The sequence below is a fragment of the Cohnella faecalis genome (genome assembly GCF_003570905.1).
In the GTDB taxonomy this organism is placed as follows: domain Bacteria; phylum Bacillota; class Bacilli; order Paenibacillales; family Paenibacillaceae; genus Cohnella; species Cohnella faecalis.
Window position 1 is genome coordinate 176,812 of record NZ_QXJM01000027.1, and the last position, 19,561, is coordinate 196,372.

The 19,561-nt window shown below is 38.3% G+C and carries 19 protein-coding genes; all 19 read left to right on the plus strand.

The features are described from left to right. The first annotated feature begins 114 nt into the window (after nt 1-114). Nucleotides 115-2,292, plus strand: a complete 2,178-nt coding sequence (locus D3H35_RS06680; RefSeq protein ID WP_119148332.1) for an S-layer homology domain-containing protein — start codon at nt 115-117, stop codon at nt 2,290-2,292. Nucleotides 2,293-2,401: 109 nt separating this feature from the next. Further along, complete coding sequence (locus D3H35_RS06685) at nt 2,402-3,175, plus strand: YveK family protein (protein ID WP_119148333.1); 774 nt, start codon at nt 2,402-2,404, stop codon at nt 3,173-3,175. Next, the gene (locus D3H35_RS06690; RefSeq protein WP_119148334.1) at nt 3,147-3,842 is read left to right on the plus strand and encodes a CpsD/CapB family tyrosine-protein kinase; all 696 of its coding nucleotides are present in this window, start codon (nt 3,147-3,149) and stop codon (nt 3,840-3,842) included. Before D3H35_RS06685 ends, D3H35_RS06690 begins: the two co-directional genes overlap by 29 nt. A gap of 27 nt (nt 3,843-3,869) precedes the next feature. Next, nucleotides 3,870-5,714, plus strand: a complete 1,845-nt coding sequence (locus tag D3H35_RS06695) for a polysaccharide biosynthesis protein (protein WP_119148335.1) — start codon at nt 3,870-3,872, stop codon at nt 5,712-5,714. A 118-nt stretch (nt 5,715-5,832) separates the two neighbouring features. Next, nucleotides 5,833-7,197 carry a UDP-glucose dehydrogenase family protein gene (locus D3H35_RS06700; protein WP_119148336.1) on the plus strand — a complete coding sequence of 455 codons (1,365 nt, stop codon included), beginning with the start codon at nt 5,833-5,835 and terminating at the stop codon, nt 7,195-7,197. A gap of 1 nt (nt 7,198) precedes the next feature. Then, the gene (locus tag D3H35_RS06705) at nt 7,199-8,167 is read left to right on the plus strand and encodes a GDP-mannose 4,6-dehydratase (RefSeq protein WP_119148337.1); all 969 of its coding nucleotides are present in this window, start codon (nt 7,199-7,201) and stop codon (nt 8,165-8,167) included. 32 nt (nt 8,168-8,199) lie between these two features. After that, nucleotides 8,200-9,378, plus strand: coding sequence for a DegT/DnrJ/EryC1/StrS family aminotransferase (locus D3H35_RS06710; protein ID WP_199728480.1), 1,179 nt, complete (start codon nt 8,200-8,202; stop codon nt 9,376-9,378). Beyond that, nucleotides 9,359-9,979 (plus strand): sugar transferase, encoded by a 621-nt coding sequence (locus D3H35_RS06715; protein WP_119148339.1) that lies wholly within the window; start codon nt 9,359-9,361, stop codon nt 9,977-9,979. The genes D3H35_RS06710 and D3H35_RS06715 overlap by 20 nt, the downstream gene beginning before the upstream one ends. A 48-nt stretch (nt 9,980-10,027) precedes the next feature. After that, complete coding sequence (locus D3H35_RS06720) at nt 10,028-10,663, plus strand: PIG-L deacetylase family protein (protein ID WP_119148340.1); 636 nt, start codon at nt 10,028-10,030, stop codon at nt 10,661-10,663. A gap of 11 nt (nt 10,664-10,674) precedes the next feature. Then, nucleotides 10,675-11,664 (plus strand): hypothetical protein, encoded by a 990-nt coding sequence (locus D3H35_RS06725; RefSeq protein WP_119148341.1) that lies wholly within the window; start codon nt 10,675-10,677, stop codon nt 11,662-11,664. Continuing rightward, nucleotides 11,661-12,380: a WbqC family protein gene (locus D3H35_RS06730; protein ID WP_119148342.1), complete on the plus strand. Its 720-nt coding sequence runs from the start codon at nt 11,661-11,663 to the stop codon at nt 12,378-12,380. Before D3H35_RS06725 ends, D3H35_RS06730 begins: the two co-directional genes overlap by 4 nt. After that, nucleotides 12,381-13,481 carry a glycosyltransferase family 4 protein gene (locus D3H35_RS06735; protein ID WP_119148343.1) on the plus strand — a complete coding sequence of 367 codons (1,101 nt, stop codon included), beginning with the start codon at nt 12,381-12,383 and terminating at the stop codon, nt 13,479-13,481. A gap of 45 nt (nt 13,482-13,526) precedes the next feature. Further along, a complete protein-coding gene (locus D3H35_RS06740) occupies nt 13,527-14,090 on the plus strand; it encodes an acyltransferase (RefSeq protein WP_119148344.1) in 564 nt (187 codons plus the stop codon). Between the two features lie 109 nt (nt 14,091-14,199). Then, entirely contained in the window at nt 14,200-14,706 is a 507-nt protein-coding gene (locus tag D3H35_RS06745; RefSeq protein WP_199728481.1) for an acyltransferase, read from the plus strand. Nucleotides 14,707-14,732: 26 nt separating this feature from the next. Beyond that, on the plus strand, nt 14,733-15,863 hold the full coding sequence (locus D3H35_RS06750; protein WP_233567791.1) for a glycosyltransferase: 1,131 nt from the start codon (nt 14,733-14,735) through the stop codon (nt 15,861-15,863). A gap of 26 nt (nt 15,864-15,889) precedes the next feature. Further along, nucleotides 15,890-16,996: an EpsG family protein gene (locus D3H35_RS06755; protein WP_119148346.1), complete on the plus strand. Its 1,107-nt coding sequence runs from the start codon at nt 15,890-15,892 to the stop codon at nt 16,994-16,996. 1 nt (nt 16,997) lies between these two features. Beyond that, nucleotides 16,998-17,984 (plus strand): glycosyltransferase, encoded by a 987-nt coding sequence (locus D3H35_RS06760; RefSeq protein WP_119148347.1) that lies wholly within the window; start codon nt 16,998-17,000, stop codon nt 17,982-17,984. 21 nt (nt 17,985-18,005) lie between these two features. Further along, nucleotides 18,006-18,884, plus strand: a complete 879-nt coding sequence (rfbA, locus tag D3H35_RS06765; protein ID WP_119148348.1) for a glucose-1-phosphate thymidylyltransferase RfbA — start codon at nt 18,006-18,008, stop codon at nt 18,882-18,884. Nucleotides 18,885-18,902: 18 nt separating this feature from the next. Then, a complete protein-coding gene (locus tag D3H35_RS06770) occupies nt 18,903-19,334 on the plus strand; it encodes a DapH/DapD/GlmU-related protein (RefSeq protein WP_199728482.1) in 432 nt (143 codons plus the stop codon). Nucleotides 19,335-19,561 lie beyond the last annotated feature (227 nt).

The window sequence follows — 19,561 nt, forward strand, 5'->3', positions numbered from 1 at the left end:
TTCAAATCGACATTATGTAATATAATACCTTTTTTTGTGTCGAATGCTTTGGTATAATGACGATTAATGGCAATATTTATGTTCCTTTAAAATACTTATAGAGGTGATGTGAAAGTGGCATTCAAAAGAAAACTCGCGGTTACTACTCTAGCCGCAAGCATGGTTACAGCATCGTTGGCGGGACTTCCGCTGAGCCAAAAGGGGCTTGCAGAAACGTTTGGAGTCCAAGTGGCTTCCGCAACGGCGCCGGGGCTAAATGCTCCGACATTAAAATCCAGACTTCAAGCGATACATAATCAATTAAACAACATTACTGGCGGACAGGCAGCTGTCGATGCTTTACAAGCTGCAATTGATGATGTTGACGATGTTACGCTCATTAATGACATTGTCACAAAAATTAATCAAAAACTAGCCGCAGACTCGATTGCTCCTTTAACAACCGTGCCTGGCGGCGAAGTTGAAACTTTATTCAACCTGTTCAAGGGAGCTTCTTTGGCTGTCTATGATCCTCAACTGACAGAGCTTGAAAGCCTCCGGACGTCCCCGGCGGTTCAGAGTTTGCTTCTCAAATTGGATCCGGATAACGATCTTACCGTAGCCTCCATTGAGTCTTTCATTTTGAGCTTGGAAACGGAAGCTTCCAGCAAGCTTGTTACACTAGGCTGGCCGGGGCGTCTGGCTCTTATCAACGATACGAATAACACGAATAGAAAATCGTTTTTGAGCGACGTGATTAGTGCTGCTGTTCCTGCTGGTTCAACAACGGGCGTAAGCGGATTCTTGAATGAGTACGGGATTTCTTCCACATTAATCGTTAATACTTTGTTTGCTCTGCAGGATGCTATTGATGCTGAAGCAGGCGGAGTTCAAGTCTCCAAAAATGCGTTTATCAAACTTGCCGCCGCTTACTTTGCCTATAAGAATCTGAGCACTACGGCACCGTCGACATCGACTTCAGATGGCTCTTCCAATCCTGTTGTTTCGCAAGATCCGGTCAAAAAAGCGAGCGATGCGATTGATGATCTTGCCAAAAAGCTTGAAGGTGCTTCCGAGGCCGAGAAAGCCAAGCTTCAGAAAGACGCTTTGGCAAAAGCGCAAGAAGCAATTACGACCTCGGGATCGGTTGATCTTTCCAAATCGTTGAAGAAGGAAGGCGACAAATCTAGCGCAACTCTAGATGCCAGCACTGCAACGAAAGTAATCGCCGACATTCAGAATGCTGCCAAAAGCCTTGGCGAGAAGCTGAGCACGGTTGGCGTTACGTCTCCAAGTCTGGATCTGACGTTGACGGTTAATCTGGGTACAGTATCGGAGAAGACAAGTGAAGTTACGATCCCTAAAGATGTTTTGTCCCAAGTTAAAGCCGCCGATATTCCTAATGTCGCTGTAGTTGTTAATAACATTTCCGTTACGGTTCCTGTTGAGCAATTCAATGATGATACCAGCTTGAGCATTTCCCAAGGAGACGCGTCTACAGTTACAAGCATTACTAACTTGCCGGTTGCTTCCAATGTCTATGATTTCAGCCTGCAAGAGGGCAACACGCCTGTTACGCAATTTGATAAGCCAGTTCTTATTCGTCTTCCAATCAATGATTCAAACTTGGATACGGATCTGCTCACCCTTGCGAAAATTATCGAAGAAAAGTTGCAATTTTATGGCGGTAGAGTATCCGGAAAGCAGCTAGTAGAGGCCCGCGACTCCTTCTCTTCCTACGTAGTCGTGGAAAACAAAGTGGAATTTAACGACATTGCCAGCGTGAAATCGTGGGCAGGCCGTCAAATTCAAGTCGTTGCCGCTAAAGGAGCGATAGTCGGGAAAGCGCAAGGCAAATTTGCTCCTCAAGATCAAGTGACTCGCGCCGAGTTCGCGAAAATGCTGATCAGCCTTCTTGATCTGGATAACAGCTTGGCCAAGGAATCGTTCTCTGACGTTAACGAATCCGACTGGTTCGCACCTTATGTAGCCGCAGCTAGTCAACTTGGCATCATCTACGGTCGTACGGCCGACAAGTTCGATCCAAGCGCCAAAATTTCCCGCGCGGAGATGGCTACGATGATCGCTCGCGCTCTGAAAGTAACGCAAGGGCTGAAAGACGTTGCTGATGTTGAAGGTGCGCTCAAAGGGTTCTCGGACTCCGCTGATATTAGCTCAGCCTTGAAGTCCGGCGCTGCATTCGCAGCTAGCAATGGTCTGATCTTCGGCAGCGACGGCAAGTTCAAGCCGAACAACAACGCTACTCGTGCAGAGGCTGCAGTCGTACTATATCGTACATTTAATTACAAGTAATAGTACCCGCCAGAATAGTTCCGTATGTACATCCTCCTCTCCGCAAATAGGGAGGGGATGTATGTATTTCTGTCAAGTTTGACTTCACATCTTTTTGGGGGTAAATGAAGTGTCTAAGGAATTGGAACTGAAGGACTATTTTCGCATTGTGCGAAAAAGACTTCTGTTGATTGTCACTATTGTAATAGCTGCTTGTATAGTTAGTGGATTATACAGCTATCTGGTTCTTGATCCTGTCTATCAGGCTTCAACAAAGCTGATCGTCAATAAATCGAATGAAAATGCTGTAGTTGGCCAATTGGACATCAATACCGTAAATTTGAATATCCGTCTCATTGACACATATAAAGAAATTATCAAGACTCCAGCTGTAATGGACAAAGTCGTTGCCGAGCACCCCGAATTCGGGCTTACTTCGGAACAGTTGACCAGCCGCGTTAAAGTCAGTTCGGTCAACAATACGCAAGTCATGACGGTATCGATCCAGGACCTTTCCTATGAAAAAGCTACGGAGTTGGTTAACGCTATTTCCAAGGTTTTTATTCAGGAGCTCCCGACGCTTATGCAAGTAGACAATGTGTCTCTGCTTGCGGCGGCGAATCCTGCTAAACAACCATCCCCAGTCGCTCCCAAACCTGTGTTGAATATAGCAATAGCATTTATTGTATCCATCATGATAGGAATTGGCATTTCCTTGTTGCTTGAGTATCTGGATGATACTCTGCGGACAGAGAGAGATGTTGAACAATACTTGGGCGTTCCGACTATTGCCATGATCCCGCGATTGAAGGACGAGGACATCAAAAGCAATAAAAATCGAAAGTCAGAATCATTGACGCAGAAGGGGGAGCATCGTGTCGAACTTCACACCCAAGTCAAATAAACGCCCTATTGTCGTTCATAGTAATCCGAAATCTCCCGCTTCGGAGGCCTACAGAAATTTAAGGACGAACATTCAGTTTTCTGCAATAGATGAACAAGTTCGCACCATTATGGTTACTTCGGCCGGCCCTGGAGAAGGGAAGTCGACGACGTCTTGCAATCTGGCCGCTACATATGCGCAGACGGAACAGAAAGTGCTTCTTATCGATGCGGATCTTCGAAAGCCGACCGTTCATCATACTTTTGGATGCTCCAACCGCTTCGGCTTGACCCACGTACTAACGAATCAATGTCAATATAAAGAAGTAATATTGGAATCATATGTCCCTAATTTATCAATCCTTCCAGCAGGAGCGATTCCTCCTAATCCATCGGAGTTGCTCGCTTCTAACCGAATGAGAGCGTTTATCGACGAAATCAAGAAAGAGTTCGACATTATTATTATCGATTCGCCGCCTGTCATTGCAGTTACGGACGCGCAGATTGTAGCGACGCGCTGCGACGGAGTTGTGCTTGTTGTCGATTACGGCAATGTTAAGATCGCTCAGGCGCAGAAAGCCAAGGAAAAGTTGGAACACGTCAATGCCAGAATTCTTGGTGTCGTCATGAACAACGTAAAACGAAGCGTTAAAGATGAATATTACTACTATTATGGTGAAAATTCATAACTTGCAGGTCATCGGAGGCATTCAATCATGAGTCTGAGAAAGAAAATGCTGCTGCTGTTCATCATTGATATGGCGGTAATTTGGTTCAGCATATGGTCCTCTTACGCCCTTCGTTTCAGTGGGAATATACCAGAGTCATTCCTGTCTCAGATGAGTGTGTATGGTCTGGTCTCAAGTTTATTATGCGGTCTTAGCATGATCTATTTCGGAATGTATCGAAAGCTATGGCAGTATGCCAGTGTTGGAGATTTGATATTGATATGCAAATCGGTTGTCGTCGGTTCATTAGCATCAATAGTAGTGACAACGATTTGTTACGGTCAGAAGCTTCCTCTGCCGGTCGTACTTCGCAATGTTGAGACAATGCTGCTTTTGATCGGTGGAAGCCGTTTTGCGTGGCGCATGTTAAGAACGAGAGTTATTAAGACGGACGGAACCCGAATTCGCACGCTAATTTACGGTGCCGGTGAATGTGGAGCTATGATCGCGAAAGAGCTGCTTAATCCGAATTTACGCGATCGTGAATTAGTTGGTTTTATGGATGACGATGATACGAAACATCGAATGCATATATTTGGAGTGGCCGTTCTTGGAAATCGTTCGAGATTGTCGGACATTGTAAGTGAGTATCGAATAAAAGAAATTATTATTGCAATTCCTTCGGCTCCTAGATCAGAAATCACGGAAATTATTAGTAGGTGTGTGACAACTGGTGTCAAAGTCAAGCTAATTCCTGCTATGGATCATGTAATCAAAGGAAATATAACTTTCAATACAGTCCGCGAAGTAGAGGTAGAAGATTTGCTTGGCCGGGAATCGGTCGCGACCGATCTTGAAGGAATTGCTAACTATGTTCACAATAAAGTAGTTCTGGTCACTGGTGCAGGAGGTTCGATTGGATCGGAATTATGTCGTCAGATCATCGGTTTCGAGCCAGATAAGTTGCTTTTGTTAGGTCACGGCGAGAACAGCATTTACACAATCGGGATGGAACTTCGCAATATATTCCCCGAAAGCCAGACCATTTCTATTATCGCTGATATACAGGATCGTTCACGTATGGAAGAAGTGTTCAAGGAATTCCATCCGCATGTAGTGTTTCACGCTGCTGCGCACAAACACGTACCCTTAATGGAGAGCAATCCTACCGAAGCCATTAAGAACAATGTGTTCGGTACAAAGAATGTTGCCGACCTTGCGGCGAAATATGGAGCGGAGAGGTTTGTGCTGATTTCATCAGACAAAGCAGTAAATCCTTCCAGTGTCATGGGGACAACAAAGAGAATAGCTGAAATGTATATTCAAAGCTTGTCAACTCATAGCAAAACCAAATTTGCAGCCGTACGATTTGGAAATGTTCTTGGAAGTCGAGGAAGCGTTATTCCATTATTTAAGGAACAAATTGCTCGCGGCGGTCCCGTAACCGTCACGCATCCGGAAATGGTACGCTTTTTTATGACGATCCCGGAAGCCGTTCAACTAGTTATTCAAGCAGGTGCATTCTCGGACGGTGGTGAAATCTTCGTTTTAGATATGGGCAAACCTGTCCGGATCGTTACACTTGCGGAAGACTTGATAAGACTTTCGGGGTTTGAGCCATACAAGGATATCCCAATCGAATTCAGCGGCGTACGTGACGGAGAAAAGCTATTCGAAGAGCTCCTTTTTGTGGAAGAGGAGGTTGCGGCTACTCAACATGATCGCATTTTCATTGGGATGTTGAATGAAATTAATAGATTTGAGTTAGAAAAAGAATTCAAACGACTTGAACAACTTATACATGAAGAGAAGAAGTCAATTAAAGTATTTCTTGACCAGATGGTTCCTTCCGCCCATCGCAAATCAAATAGAGATTTAGTCAGAATCCCCTGAGAGATCGGGGGATGAATTATTAAATTACACAAATTATCTTGGGTTAATTATAAAAATAGCAATTTTCAATAAATCATAGCGAGTTTCTAGAAAATACTTAATTTTTAAGGAGCTAAACATGAAAGTATTAATCGTTGGAAGCGGCTACGTGGGATTGACTACAGGAAGCGCACTAGCTTACCTCGGTTATGAGGTAACTTTATTGGATATTAATAAGGAGAGAATCCTGCAATTAAGAGATGGAGAAGTGCCTATTCATGAGCGTGGGCTCTCAGAAGTAATCAAAGAATCAAAACATAATATGAAGTTTATCTCCGAATGGGAAAGCTTTGACTCTAATGTTGATGTCGTAATCATTGCCGTGGGCACGCCTAATAAAGGAAATGGCGATGTAGATCTTTCTTATGTCGAAATAGTTGCAAAAAGCATTGGAGAAAAGCTGACTGTTGAATCGGAACCGATTATTATCAATAAGTCTACAGTGCCGATAGGCTCTGCTCGACGAGTAAAAACGATCATTGAAGAAGAACTAAAGAAACGCAATATTTTTAAAAGTATTGACGTTGCTTCGAATCCAGAATTTCTTCGTGAAGGTGAGGCTCTTTTTGATACATTCTATCCCGATCGGATTGTCATAGGAGTAGAAACGGAAAAAGCTAAAAATCGATTGTTAAAATTATATCAACCACTGTTAGAACAAACATTTACTCCTCCATTATCAATAAAACGTCCGGAAGGGATTTCTTTGCCTAGCGTAATAACTACAAGCCCTACAAGTGCAGAATTAATAAAATACGCGGCCAATTCATTCTTAGCAATGAAAATATCTTTTATTAATGAGTTTGCTGGTCTTGCTGAATTGGTGGGGGCAGATATTAAAGAAGTTGCTAAAGGTATTGGATTAGATAAACGAATTGGCGATAGGTTTCTTCAGGCGGGGATAGGTTGGGGAGGGAGCTGCTTTGGTAAAGACACTGCAGCAATTTTATTTACTGCAAACCAATACAACTATGATATGCAACTCATACAGGCAACGATTAATACAAATTATAAGCAGCGTGAAGCAATAATAAGAATACTTCAATCTGAGCTTAAAGTTCTTAGAGGCTCGACGATAGGGCTACTGGGATTAGCATTTAAACCAAATACAGATGATTTACGTGATGCACCCTCAATAGATATTATTCGAAGCCTTATTGAGTTAGGAGCGAATGTAAAAGTTTTCGATCCAATCGCTATGGATAATTGTAGCATTCAAAACCCAGAATTAAATGTTTCTTATTGTAATTCTGCTGATGAATTATTCGATGGATGTAATGGCGTCGTATTAGTTACAGAATGGGAAGAGTTTTTACATCTACCCTATTCAAAACTCGCAAACAATATGAAGAACAAAGTAATTGTAGATGGACGAAACGTATTGGACAAAGAAAACTTGAAAAAGTCCGGAATTATTTATAGAGGAATAGGCAGAGGTGAGTAGATTGAAGATATTAGTTACAGGTGGTGCTGGCTTCATAGGGAGTCACCTCGTTGATTCAATGTTGGCTGATGGTCATAGGGTGATAGTTGTAGATAATTTTGACCCATTTTATGATCGCAGTATTAAAGAAAGAAACATTAAACAACACTTGGAATTTGCAAACTACGATTTAGTCGAAGCTGATATTCGTAATAGAGAAACCATGTTTGAGATTTTTAATAAGTATAAGCCTGAAGTTGTTGTTCATCTTGCTGCAAAAGCAGGAGTTCGTCCTTCTCTTGAAGATCCGCTCAGTTATGTTGAAGTGAATATTAATGGCACAGTTCATTTGTTAGACGCTTCTGTACAATATGGTGTGAAAAAGTTTATCTTTGCTTCTTCAAGTTCTGTCTACGGATTAAATGAAAAGGTTCCTTTTTCAGAAGAGGATCCAATATTGAGACAGGCTTCCCCATACGGAGCGACTAAAGCCTCGTGTGAAGCTTTATGTAGAAGTTACAGCAATTGTTATGGTCTACCAATTGCTGCGCTAAGATTTTTTACGGTATTCGGACCTCGTCAACGGCCTGATCTTGCCATTCACAAATTTGCCAAAAAAATATTGAACAAGGAAGTAATTCAACTATTCGGTGATGGAACCACAAGTAGAGATTACACATATGTTGATGATATTGTGCAGGGGATAAAATCAACCATTAATTATTGTACAACCGGGTTTGAGGTATTTAATTTAGGCAATGATCGCCCAACGCAACTAATAGAACTTGTTAATTGCTTAGAGAACGTATTGGAAAAAAAGGCCGATATTCAGTGGCTGCCTGAACAAATTGGAGACGTTCCACGAACTTGGGCAAATATTAGTAAGTCTAAAGAGTTATTGAATTATCAACCACAAGTTGATATGCTTACCGGCCTTGAATTGTTTGCTAGTTGGCTTAATCCTGATTTAGCTTTATTGAAGAATAATTAGCTGAAGGCAACCGAGTGTTGAGGTGATATAAGTTGGATAAAAGAATCTTTCTTTCAAGTCCACATATGAGCGAACAAGGGTACGAAAAAGAATTCGTCAATGAAGCTTTTGATACAAACTGGATTGCGCCCTTGGGGTTAAACGTTGATGGATTCGAAAAGGAGTTAGCAGAGTATGTAGGGATTGACCATGCGGCAGCATTAACATCAGGAACTGCCGCAATACATTTAGCATTAAAAGCAGTCGGGGTACGAGAAGGAGATATAGTGTTTTGTTCGTCTCTGACATTCGCAGGCAGCGTGAATCCAGTTTTATATGAGAAAGCAATTCCCGTATTCATAGATAGTGATTATGAGACATGGAATATGTCACCAGTTGCATTAGCGAAGGCATATGAGAAGTACCCTAGTCCTAAAGCGGTTATTGTTGTGAATCTGTATGGGCAGGCAGCCGATTATGACGCAATTAGAGAAGTCACCGATAAGTATGGTACCCCCATTATAGAAGATGCTGCTGAAAGTCTTGGCGCGACATATAAAGGTATACAAACGGGGATGCTTGGTGATATTGGTATTTTTTCTTTTAATGGAAACAAGATAATAACGACATCAGGCGGAGGTATGCTTGTTTGTAAAAATGAGGATGTGACCCAGAAAGCAAAATTTTGGGCTACCCAGGCTCGTGACAACGCTCCATGGTATCAACATAGCGAGCTAGGTTATAACTATCGCATATCAAACATTGCAGCAGGGATTGGGAGAGGTCAACTCAAGGTTCTAAATGAGCGCATTGAATACAAGACTCTGATTTATGAGTTTTATAAAAAGTCTTTTAGTGATATAGCTGAAATACAAATGATGCCAGTGTGTGAGTATGGGAGTCCTAACTACTGGCTATCAAGCTTGGTTTTGGATAATTCATGTTTCATTAAGCCTAATGACATAATCAGAGCTTTGGCTACCAAGAATATAGAGAGCCGACCAATATGGAAACCCATGCATATGCAGCCGTTGTTCTCATCTTCGGCATTTTTCAGCAGCAGAAATGAAGAATCAAGTGTATCTGAAGATTTGTTCAATAGAGGAATTTGTTTGCCTAGTGATACGAAGATGACGCTTGAGGATATGCAAGTTGTTGTTGGAATAATTCGTAAGTTGTTTGGGAAAACAGAATTGCATAGGGAGAGTTTAGATGTACAGAAAGTACTTTAAGAGGGTAATAGATTTTGTTCTGTCTTTAATTGCAATAATAGTATTATCACCAGCAATGGTTACTATCGCTATTCTAGTTCGTACAAAAATAGGTTCTCCCATTTTGTTTCACCAAAAACGAGTTGGCAAAGATGAAAAGATATTTACAATGTATAAGTTCCGTTCAATGACAAATGAAAAAAACGAAAATGGTGAACTATTACCTGATAATATACGATTAACTAGGCTAGGAAGAATTCTTCGTTCAACAAGTCTTGACGAACTTCCGGAGCTTATTAATATTTTGAAAGGCGATATGAGTATTGTAGGGCCTCGACCATTGCTGGAAAGCTATTTACCTTATTATACAGAGGAAGAGCGCCTTAGACATAGTGTGCGGGGAGGATTAACTCCACCAGAAGTGCTTTATAATGATTTCACTCCTACTTGGGATAAGCAACTAGAGTACGAAGTTCATTACGCCAAAAATGTTTCTTTCTTACTCGATTTACAAGTTGTTTGTGCAACTATTAAGGGGGTATTAGCGAGGAATAATAATGATTACGGAAGTTATATCCGTGAAGAAATTTGGGATATAAGAGAGAAAAGAAAGGATGTGTAGGCAAATGAAAAAAATTTTAATAATCGCTGCGCACCATGATGATGAAGTATATGGTATGGGGGCACGATTGCCAAGCTAGCGAGTGAAAATTATGAGATTCATACTTTGATTGTGACTGATGGCTGCACTTCGCAATATCGTGATGATCCAAGATTAGATGAAATTATCGTACAAAAACAAAAAGAAGCTATTACTGCAAACACGTTGTTAGGAGTCAAGCAAGTTCACTTTGGTAATTTGCCGGACATGAAGCTGGATACGCTTCCACACATTACCGTTAACGAAGTGATAGAAAAAGTGGTTCGTGAAATAAAACCGGACATCGTTTATACCCATTTTTACGGTGATGTTAATTTGGATCATCAAATGGTGTACCGTTCTACACTAGTAGCTGTACGTCCATTGCCGAACCAATGTGTAAAAGAATTATATTGTTATAGAGTAGCATCGTCTACGGAATGGTCGCCAATGCTATCACAGAATACATTTTTGCCTAACGTATTTTGCGATATTTCTCATTTCATTGACAGGAAAATAGATGCCATTAAAGCTTATCAAACTGAGCTTAGAGTATACCCGCACCCGCGTTCAAAAGAATATGTACAGGCTCAGGATTTAAGCGTGGGGTTGAAATATGGAATAGGTCCCGCTGAGGAGTTTATGCTGGTTAGAAAATTGTGTTAGGGGTTTAGCATATGGAGATTGGTGGATTTAGGGAACTTGATTTAAGACAAGGATATGAATTTTACTCCGGAAATAATGTGGCAAGGTTAAACTCGGGACGTTATGGTATTTTTCACGCGTTACAGCTGTTAGGATGCTCAAAAATTTTGATGCCCTATTATCAATGTGACACAGTCAGGGATTATTTATTGTCCCAGAATATAGAGATCGAATACTACCATATAGATTCTAATTTTTATCCAATTTTGAATTCTGTTATTGAAAAGGATAGAGCTTTATTAATTGTTAATTATTTCGGCATTATATCAGCGAATTATCTTTCTGAAGTAATAGAAAAGAATCCAAATGTAATAGTTGACAATACTCAAGCTTTTTTTAGTGCCCCTATTCCTGCATCTTATACTGTATATTCTCCAAGAAAATTTTTTGGCGTTCCTGACGGATGTTATGTTTACGGTGAAAATGCAACGCATCTACTAGAGAAGTATGAAGAGGATCTTTCCAGCCCAACAAGCTCTTTCTTATTATCAAGAATAGAAACAGGGGGTAATGCAAATTATCAAAATTACTGCATAAATGAAGAGCGAATTTCAAGTTCAGGTTTACGTCGTATGTCAAAATTAACTCATGCATTACTTGATAACATTGATTATGAGTATTGTATGAATAAAAGAAGAGAAAATTTTAAGATTGCCTGTGATTTGTTTGATAGCATCAATTGTATATCTATTGCCAATATTAACGTGAATGCCGATTTGTGTATCCCTATGGTCTACCCTCTTGTTATAGAGAATGAGGATTTGAGGAACAAGCTTGTAAGTAACCGGATTTATATTGGACATTGGTGGGAATATCTGATCAATGAATTGCCATTTAATAGTATCGAGGTCTATTACTCTAAATTTTTAATTCCAATACAAATTGATCATAGATACGATAGAAAGCATATCCAATATGTCTACGAGTTAATAGCAAGGATAGTGGAGGAGGACCATACTTGAAAGTTGCAATACATCAGCCAAACTATTTTCCTTGGATAGGTTATCTGGATAAAATGGTAAAATGCGATCAATTTATTTTGCTCGATGATGTTCAACTTAGTGATAATGATTATATGCATAGAAATCGCTTTCTTGATATTAACGGCAATGTTAAATATATGACGATTCCTTTTCAAAAAAAGGATTATATGAAGCAAAAATATAAAGATATCAAAATTAATAATACGTTGGACTGGCAAAAGAAAAATGCAGCGTTTTTAGGCGGTAATTATAAAAATGCTCCTTATTTTAATGAAATCAATCAGTTATTGATGCCTCTTTTTAACAAGCATTATAACTTATTGATAGACGCAATTTTAGATAGTATTGAGTTATTGAGAAGTGTGTTTGAAATAAACACACCAATGGTATTACAGAGCCAATTAGAATATAACCAAAATAGTAGAAAGAGCGATCTAGTAATTGCCCTTTGTAAAAGCTGCGATGCAGATACGTACTATTCTGGTCGAGGCGCTATTGAGTATATGGATTCCGACCAGTTTGAGGAAAATGGGATTTCAATTGAATATCAGCAGGTCAATAAATTTGAATACTCTCAGATCAACTCTAAGGAATTTATCTTTGGAGTGTCTATATTGGATATGCTATTCAATTGTGGATTAGAAAAATCTAAACAGTTGTTTTGGGATAGTATAAAAGAAGGTGCACATATATAAATGAAAAAAGTACTTGTTTTGGCGAATCATGAATTTGCTTTATATAACTTCAGAAAAGAAGTTATTGAGAATATTGTTGCTAATCAATATGAAGTGTATCTTTCCTTGCCTTACGGGGAAAAAGTCGAATACTTTAAAGAAATGGGCTGCACATTCATTGATACTTTTATTGATAGACGAGGGGCAAATCCATTCGCGGATATGAAATTGCTTTTATCGTATTTACGAATAATGAAGCAAATCAGACCAGACATAGTATTAACATACACCTCTAAGCCTACAATATATGGTGGTATTATATGTAGTTTATTAAAAATCCCTTACATTGTAAATAATTCGGGGCTTATAATTTTGCCGGAGAAGCTTTCAATTATAAAACCTATTATCTCTTTGTTATATAAGCTAGGAGTTAAAAGAAGTAATTGTATATTTTATCAAAATGAAGTAGAACAAAGCACTCTTAATAAAATATTAAATCGGAAGGACAGATACCGCCTAATACCGGGATCAGGAGTGAACTTGGTCGATCATAAACAATGCGATTATCCAAGTGAAGAAAATGGATTAGTTTTTAATTATGTTGCAAGGGTGATGAAGGGCAAAGGTATTGAGGAATATTTGGAATGTGCAAAAACAATCAAGGGTAAATATTCGAATGTTACCTTTAACATAATTGGTTTTTTTGATGATGAAAGCTATAAATCTATAGTTGAGGAATATCATAACCAAGGTATTGTTTGCTATCTAGGTGCCAAAAAAGATATACGGCCATATATCGAAAAGGCCCACGCTATTATTCATACAAGCTATTCGGAGGGGATGTCTAATGTAATGCTTGAGCATTGTGCTATGTCTAGGCCCTGCATTGCCTCTAATATTCCTGGTTGCAAAGAAATTGTTGACGATGGAAAAAACGGTTATTTATTTGAAGTGAAAAATGTTGTTGAATTAACTCAAAAAGTAGAAAAATTTATTAAGTTAAGTCATAAAGAAAAAGAGAAAATGGCTAAAAGCGCAAGAGAAAAAGTAGAGAAAGAGTTTGATAGAAGAAATATTGTAAGCTCTTATATGGAAGAAATAAATAAAATTTGTGAAAAGTAAATGGTTTAGTGAATTCAAAAAGGTTTTGATAAAGGAGCGGAGTAGTTGAAAAGATATATTCGGGCGATGATGTGTATAGTCACTTCGCTGATCAGATTTGGGATTATTAAAGTATTTAACTTTAAAAATTTCAATTTTGCATACTTGCAACTAATCTCTCCTCTTTGTCAGGTCGAAATGCAAAGGGATTCTAAACTAAGCTTGGGAAAAATGATTCGAGCAAGAAGCGGTTCAAAGATTAGAGTTAGAACGAACGGTGAAATCTTCATTGGAAATAATACTAGTTTTAATCATGGATGTATGCTTACTTGCTACGACAAAATAAAAATTGGCAAAGATGTTCAATTCGGACCTAATGTATTAATTTTCGATCATGATCATGATTTTAAGACGCCATCGGGGCTAAAAAACTTATTATATGTAACTGCACCAGTTGAAATAGGAGATAATGTTTGGATTGGGGCAAATGTAGTCATTCTAATGGGAACTAAAATAGGGAATAATTGTGTTGTTGGAGCTGGTTCAATAATAAAGGGCAACTTCCCGGATAATACTGTTATTGTTCAGAAGAGAGAAACTACTGTTACCGAATATAATTTCAATTTGTAATTGATGCTCAGAAATAACAATAGGGGTTGAGATGTTGAGAGGAAGAGATAAACTAAAAAAAATAGAACCATTAGTCAATATATTCATTTTAATAACCAAGATGCTTCCCATGATTATCCGCAAACAATTGTTCTTTTTCTCTAGAGGAATAACAGGTAATCTTGGACTATTAATTCGTTACATATTATTGAAAACTATTGCAAAAAGCTGCGGTAATAATGTTGCGTGTCACACTAATGTATATTTTTTTAATCCGGAAAATATAAGCATAGGGAATAATGTGAGTATTCATCCTATGTGTTACATAGATGCAAGCGGTGGAATTGAAATCGGCAGTGATGTTTCAATTGCCCATGGAAATACAATTATGTCTGCCACCCATGCATACGAGAATGTTTATATTCCGATCGCAGATCAAGGTATTGTATTGAAAAAGGTAGTAATCAAAGATAACGTTTGGTTAGGCGCTAAGGCAACAATTGTATGTGGAGTTACCATTCACAGTGGAAGTATCGTTGGAGCAAATAGTGTGATAACGAAGGATACATTACCCAATTCAATTGTTGGCGGAGTTCCAGCAAAAGTTATTAAATACAGGGGAGGTGAGCCGTTATAAAAGCCTTATTTTTGCATGATAATTTGATGAATAAGCATAATAATTATTTCTATTCTAATGGGTTGCCTTCCAATGTATGGACTGAACGGTACCTGAAGGTCTTTGACCAGATGGTAGTTTGTACTCGTGTTGTCGAGGCAGTAGAGGATTGTTCGAAAACGTTAAAGCTCTCAAGCGCCGATAATGTTGAGTTTGATCTTCTTTCTATAGGAGTAAACAATATAAGTTTTTTATCTAAAAGAAAATTTATTGAAAAACATATTGAGCAGGCTGTATTAAAATGTGGTTACGTGATCGCCAGACTGCCATCAATAATCGGTCAAATTGGATTGAAATATGCCAAGAAGCATAAGAAACCTTTCTTGATTGAACTTGTTGGGTGCCCATGGGATGCTTATTGGAATCATAGTTTAAAGGGGAAGGTTATTGCTCCGTTTATAACCTGGAGAACAAAGTCTGCTGTGAAAACCGCTCCCTATGTAGTATATGTGACGAACTCTTTTTTGCAAGGGCGTTATCCGACTAGCGGTAAAACAATCGGCTGCTCGAATGTTGCTTTGACTGAATTCGATGAGCATGTTCTTACAAAAAGAACGGACAAAATAAAAGGAATGAGCAATAGACCCATAATAATAGGTACAACGGCGAGCGTAAATGTTCGCTATAAAGGGCAGCAATATATAATTGAAGCTATATCAATGCTCAATAAGCAGGGCTATAATTTTGAATACCATTTGGTCGGCGAAGGAGATAATTCTTATTTAAGGTCGGTAGCTGAAAAATTTGGTGTTACTGATAAAGTAAAGTATTTGGGACCGATGCCTCATGCGCAAGTGTTTCAATATCTTGATAACATTGATATCTACGCACAGCCAAGCAGGCAAGAGGGATTACCTCGCGCATTAATTGAAGCAATGAGCAGAGGGGTGCCTTCGATTGGCTCGAATACCGCGGGAATACCTGAGTTATTAGAAAAGGAGTCCATTTTTAAGAACGGTAACATAGGTGACATTTGCGGGATTTTAAAGAAGATGGATCAGAAGACAATGCTCATACAAGCAAAAATAAACTTTGAGAAATCAAAGGAATATGCAAAGTCGATATTAGACGAACGAAGAATTGAGTTCTTTAAAGAGTTTAGAGATGATGTTAAATAATTAAGATGAATTATAGGAGCAATTAAATGATATATTTTGCCTACAGTATTGTAGTGATAATAAATAGTTTCTTAGCTTATAGCAGGAATCATTCCCGAATTATAGCGTTTATTACCGCTGTTTTTATTTGGCTTCTTTTTTGGAGCAATACGTTGAATCCAGATCTGCAAGCCTATGTTAGAGATTATATCTATTTGCAAAATAATGTTCCGCTTGAAACCTATCAGACTGAACCAGGATTTATTATCTTAATGAAGTTGGGTATATCTTTAGGATTAAGCTACACTGCTTTTTTGTCACTGGTAACTGCAGTTTGTTATGCATTAATATACAGAACAATAAAGAAGTATACGAATAATATGAGTTATGTATATTTGATGTATCTTCTTCATCCCGTATTTTTGGATATTGTTCAATTTAGAAACTTTATAATAATGTCTATATTGGTTTCTGCTATACCGTTACTAGTTGAGGATACTGGCAAAAGCAAGATAAAGTACCTGCTGCTTATATTAGTCGCTGCATCAATTCAAAACTTAGCGATTGTATATGCACCATTATTGTTAGTAAACAGGGCTAATAAGAATAAACTTGTAAAGTATATTGCGTGCTTCATAGTATTGTTCTCGATAGTATTGTTGTTTAATGGGAACAAAATTCCTTATATCGAGAATATTGTGCAAAATATTAACAACGATAGAATAGATCGTTACCTCTCTGGGGTAGGGCGTCTAGGATTTTTAATAGCATGGGGACTTCACATCATTTATTTCCTCTTAATTTATTGGAGCAAGAAAGTTATTGATCGGAACAAAACAAGTGATAAGAAAAATGATGAAATTATTGCTTTTGTAAATATTGTCTTTTGGATTAATGTGTTCGCCTTTGCTTTTTTTCCGTTATATATGATGGATATGGCATTTTATAGAGTTATACGAAATCTTATACTAGTAAATGCCATTGTTTTTTCAATTGCCAGCAATTCTTTTGCTAGCGGAAACGTTAAAAAGTTAGTTTTTAATTTCACCGTTCTGCTTGGTGCTTCGGCGTGGTTCTCTTATGATATTTTGGGCCCCCATTTTATAACGGTATTTAAACCAATATTTGAAAATAATATTTTCATTGGAGACTAGCATGAAGATTTCGATTGCAATGACAACTTATAATGGGCAACGTTTTGTTGAAAAACAGCTGCAATCCTTCTTTAATCAGACAAGAAAACCGGATGAGGTTATTATTTTTGACGATTGCTCAGTAGATAACACAATAAAAATTATTTCCGAATTCATTCATATTAATAAACTTGAAAACTGGAAATTGATTGTTAATGAGAGAAATGTAGGATGGCAAAAAAACTTTATGAATGCGGTTGAAGAAACATGTGGAGATATAGTATTTTTCTCCGACCAAGATGATATTTGGAATGAAGATAAAATAGAGATCATGGCAAGTGAAATGGAAAAAAACAATAATATTTTAGCTTTAAGCGGTTATCGAACTGTTATTGATGAACATGATGAACCTGCTACTGCTGCTTACCCATATCCTATAAGTACGAATAGTAAGCTCGTAACAAAGTTATCTTTTAACGAAAGAAGGGCCTTTTTAATCCAGTCGGGTTGTGTGACTGCATTTCGACGAGCAATACTTCCTCATATGAAGGAACTTTGGGTTGAGAAGTTTTCACATGATATTTTAGTTTGGAGAATAGCGTGTATATTAGATGGTGCATTCAGTATAGATTATCCTGTTTTAAAGTATAGAGTGCACTCATCAAATAGCAGTGGGGTCTCAACGAGTAATTATATCGGACAAGGTACAGTTGATAAGAGAATAGCTGGAATCAGAACAGAGTACAAATGGACAGAGTCGTTTTTGGTATATTTTAACGATTGCAATATGGAGAGTAAAGAAAATAAGTTAAGCATTCTTCGAAATGGCCTCTCTTTTTTGAAGAAGAGAGAGAAGTTTCTAGAAAAACGAAACCTATTTACTTGGTTGAGTCTATTTAAAGAAATTAAATTTTATCAGTCAAAAAGCAAATATTTTGGTGATCTAATGTATGCATATCACTTAAATAAAATTGGCGGAAACGTCTTCTGGAAATTTATCAAAAGATAATCGATAAGTAGGGGATTCGTTATGAAGGGGATAATTTTAGCTGGGGGCTCTGGAACGAGGCTTTATCCACTAACATTAATTACAAGCAAACAATTGTTGCCAGTATACGATAAGCCAATGATCTACTATCCACTCTCAACATTAATGCTGGCAGGGATTCGCGACATATTGATCATTTCAACACCGGCCGATTTAGCGAGTTTTAAACGATTATTGGGTGATGGATCTGCCTTTGGGTTAAAATTATCCTATGCAGTACAAGCATCGCCGGATGGTCTTGCGCAGGCTTTTATTATTGGTGAGGAGTTTATTGCGGGTAATTCTTGTGCTTTAATTCTGGGGGATAATATATTTTATGGGAATGGATTGTCCACGTATCTGAAAAAAGCTGTACATAATAAGAATAGAGCTACTGTATTTGGATACTATGTTGAAGATCCGGAACGATTTGGAGTAGTAGAGTTTGGCAAGGACGGCGAGGCGATTTCAATTGAAGAAAAGCCATTACATCCTAAATCAAACTACGCTGTGACAGGGCTTTATTTTTATGACAACAGAGTATGTGAGTTTGCTAAGCAGGTGAAGCCATCCGCGCGAGGGGAACTAGAAATAACTGATCTAAATAAGATGTACTTAGAGAAGGGACATCTCGACGTTGTAACTCTGGGGCGCGGTTTTGCTTGGCTGGATACAGGTACAATGGATAGTCTAATTGATGCGGCATCATTTGTGCAGACGATAGAAAAGCGCCAAGGTATAAAAATATCCGCACCAGAAGAGATTGCCTTTAACAACAAATGGATAACGCTTGATGAACTGTTGGCGGCAGCTAGAAAGTACGGAAAATCTAGCTATGGAATTCATTTGAACAGAGTTGCAAACGGCCAGATCCGCTACTAAGTTGAGGGAGTTTGAGCGATGTTACTAACTGGTTTTTTACGAACAACGTTAGAGCCAATTCGATTTTTTCTTTTTCAAAAAAAATGGCGTAGAGCTAACTTTCATAATTTCACAGTAGCAGGAAGGCGATTTCCCCTTGATAGAGTCATAGTCGGTAAAGCGACATATGGGTCAATTATTGCTTTAAATACAAACAACCCTAATAGTAAGCTTAAAATAGGTCATTACTGCTCAATAGCAGATGGAGTTAATTTTTTACTTAGCGGTGAGCATAACTACAAGCGTTTCTCAACATATCCCTTTAAGGTTAAATATAAAAAACTGAGGATAGAAGCGGAAACGAAAGGTCCAATAACCGTGGGTGATGATGTATGGATTGGACAAAACTGTATGATATTATCCGGTGTAACTTTAGGACAGGGATGTATTATCGGGCAGGTACAGTTGTAGCAAAAGACGTTCCACCCTATGCAATTTTTGCAGGTGGTAAAATACTGAAGTATCGATTCTCCCAAGAGATCATAGATAAATTATTGAAAATCGATTTTTCGAGGTTAGACAGTGACAATGTTATCAATAATATTGATTTATTGTATACCGATGATTTAGCTCATTTTTTTGAAAGTGATTTATATAAAAAGCTTCTAAAATAATAACTCAGGAAAAGGTAACTAAAT

Excerpts from the sequence above, each read along its gene's own strand:
- D3H35_RS06695 (WP_119148335.1), top strand. The coding sequence starts at position 3,870 with ATGAGTCTGAGAAAGAAAATGCTGCTGCTGTTCATCATTGATATGGCG.
- D3H35_RS06700 (WP_119148336.1), top strand. The coding sequence starts at position 5,833 with ATGAAAGTATTAATCGTTGGAAGCGGCTACGTGGGATTGACTACAGGA.
- D3H35_RS06715 (WP_119148339.1), top strand. The coding sequence starts at position 9,359 with ATGTACAGAAAGTACTTTAAGAGGGTAATAGATTTTGTTCTGTCTTTA.
- D3H35_RS06725 (WP_119148341.1), top strand. The coding sequence starts at position 10,675 with ATGGAGATTGGTGGATTTAGGGAACTTGATTTAAGACAAGGATATGAA.
- D3H35_RS06735 (WP_119148343.1), top strand. The coding sequence starts at position 12,381 with ATGAAAAAAGTACTTGTTTTGGCGAATCATGAATTTGCTTTATATAAC.
- D3H35_RS06745 (WP_199728481.1), top strand. The coding sequence starts at position 14,200 with ATGATTATCCGCAAACAATTGTTCTTTTTCTCTAGAGGAATAACAGGT.
- D3H35_RS06750 (WP_233567791.1), top strand. The coding sequence starts at position 14,733 with ATGAATAAGCATAATAATTATTTCTATTCTAATGGGTTGCCTTCCAAT.
- D3H35_RS06755 (WP_119148346.1), top strand. The coding sequence starts at position 15,890 with ATGATATATTTTGCCTACAGTATTGTAGTGATAATAAATAGTTTCTTA.
- D3H35_RS06760 (WP_119148347.1), top strand. The coding sequence starts at position 16,998 with ATGAAGATTTCGATTGCAATGACAACTTATAATGGGCAACGTTTTGTT.
- rfbA (WP_119148348.1), top strand. The coding sequence starts at position 18,006 with ATGAAGGGGATAATTTTAGCTGGGGGCTCTGGAACGAGGCTTTATCCA.
- D3H35_RS06770 (WP_199728482.1), top strand. The coding sequence starts at position 18,903 with ATGTTACTAACTGGTTTTTTACGAACAACGTTAGAGCCAATTCGATTT.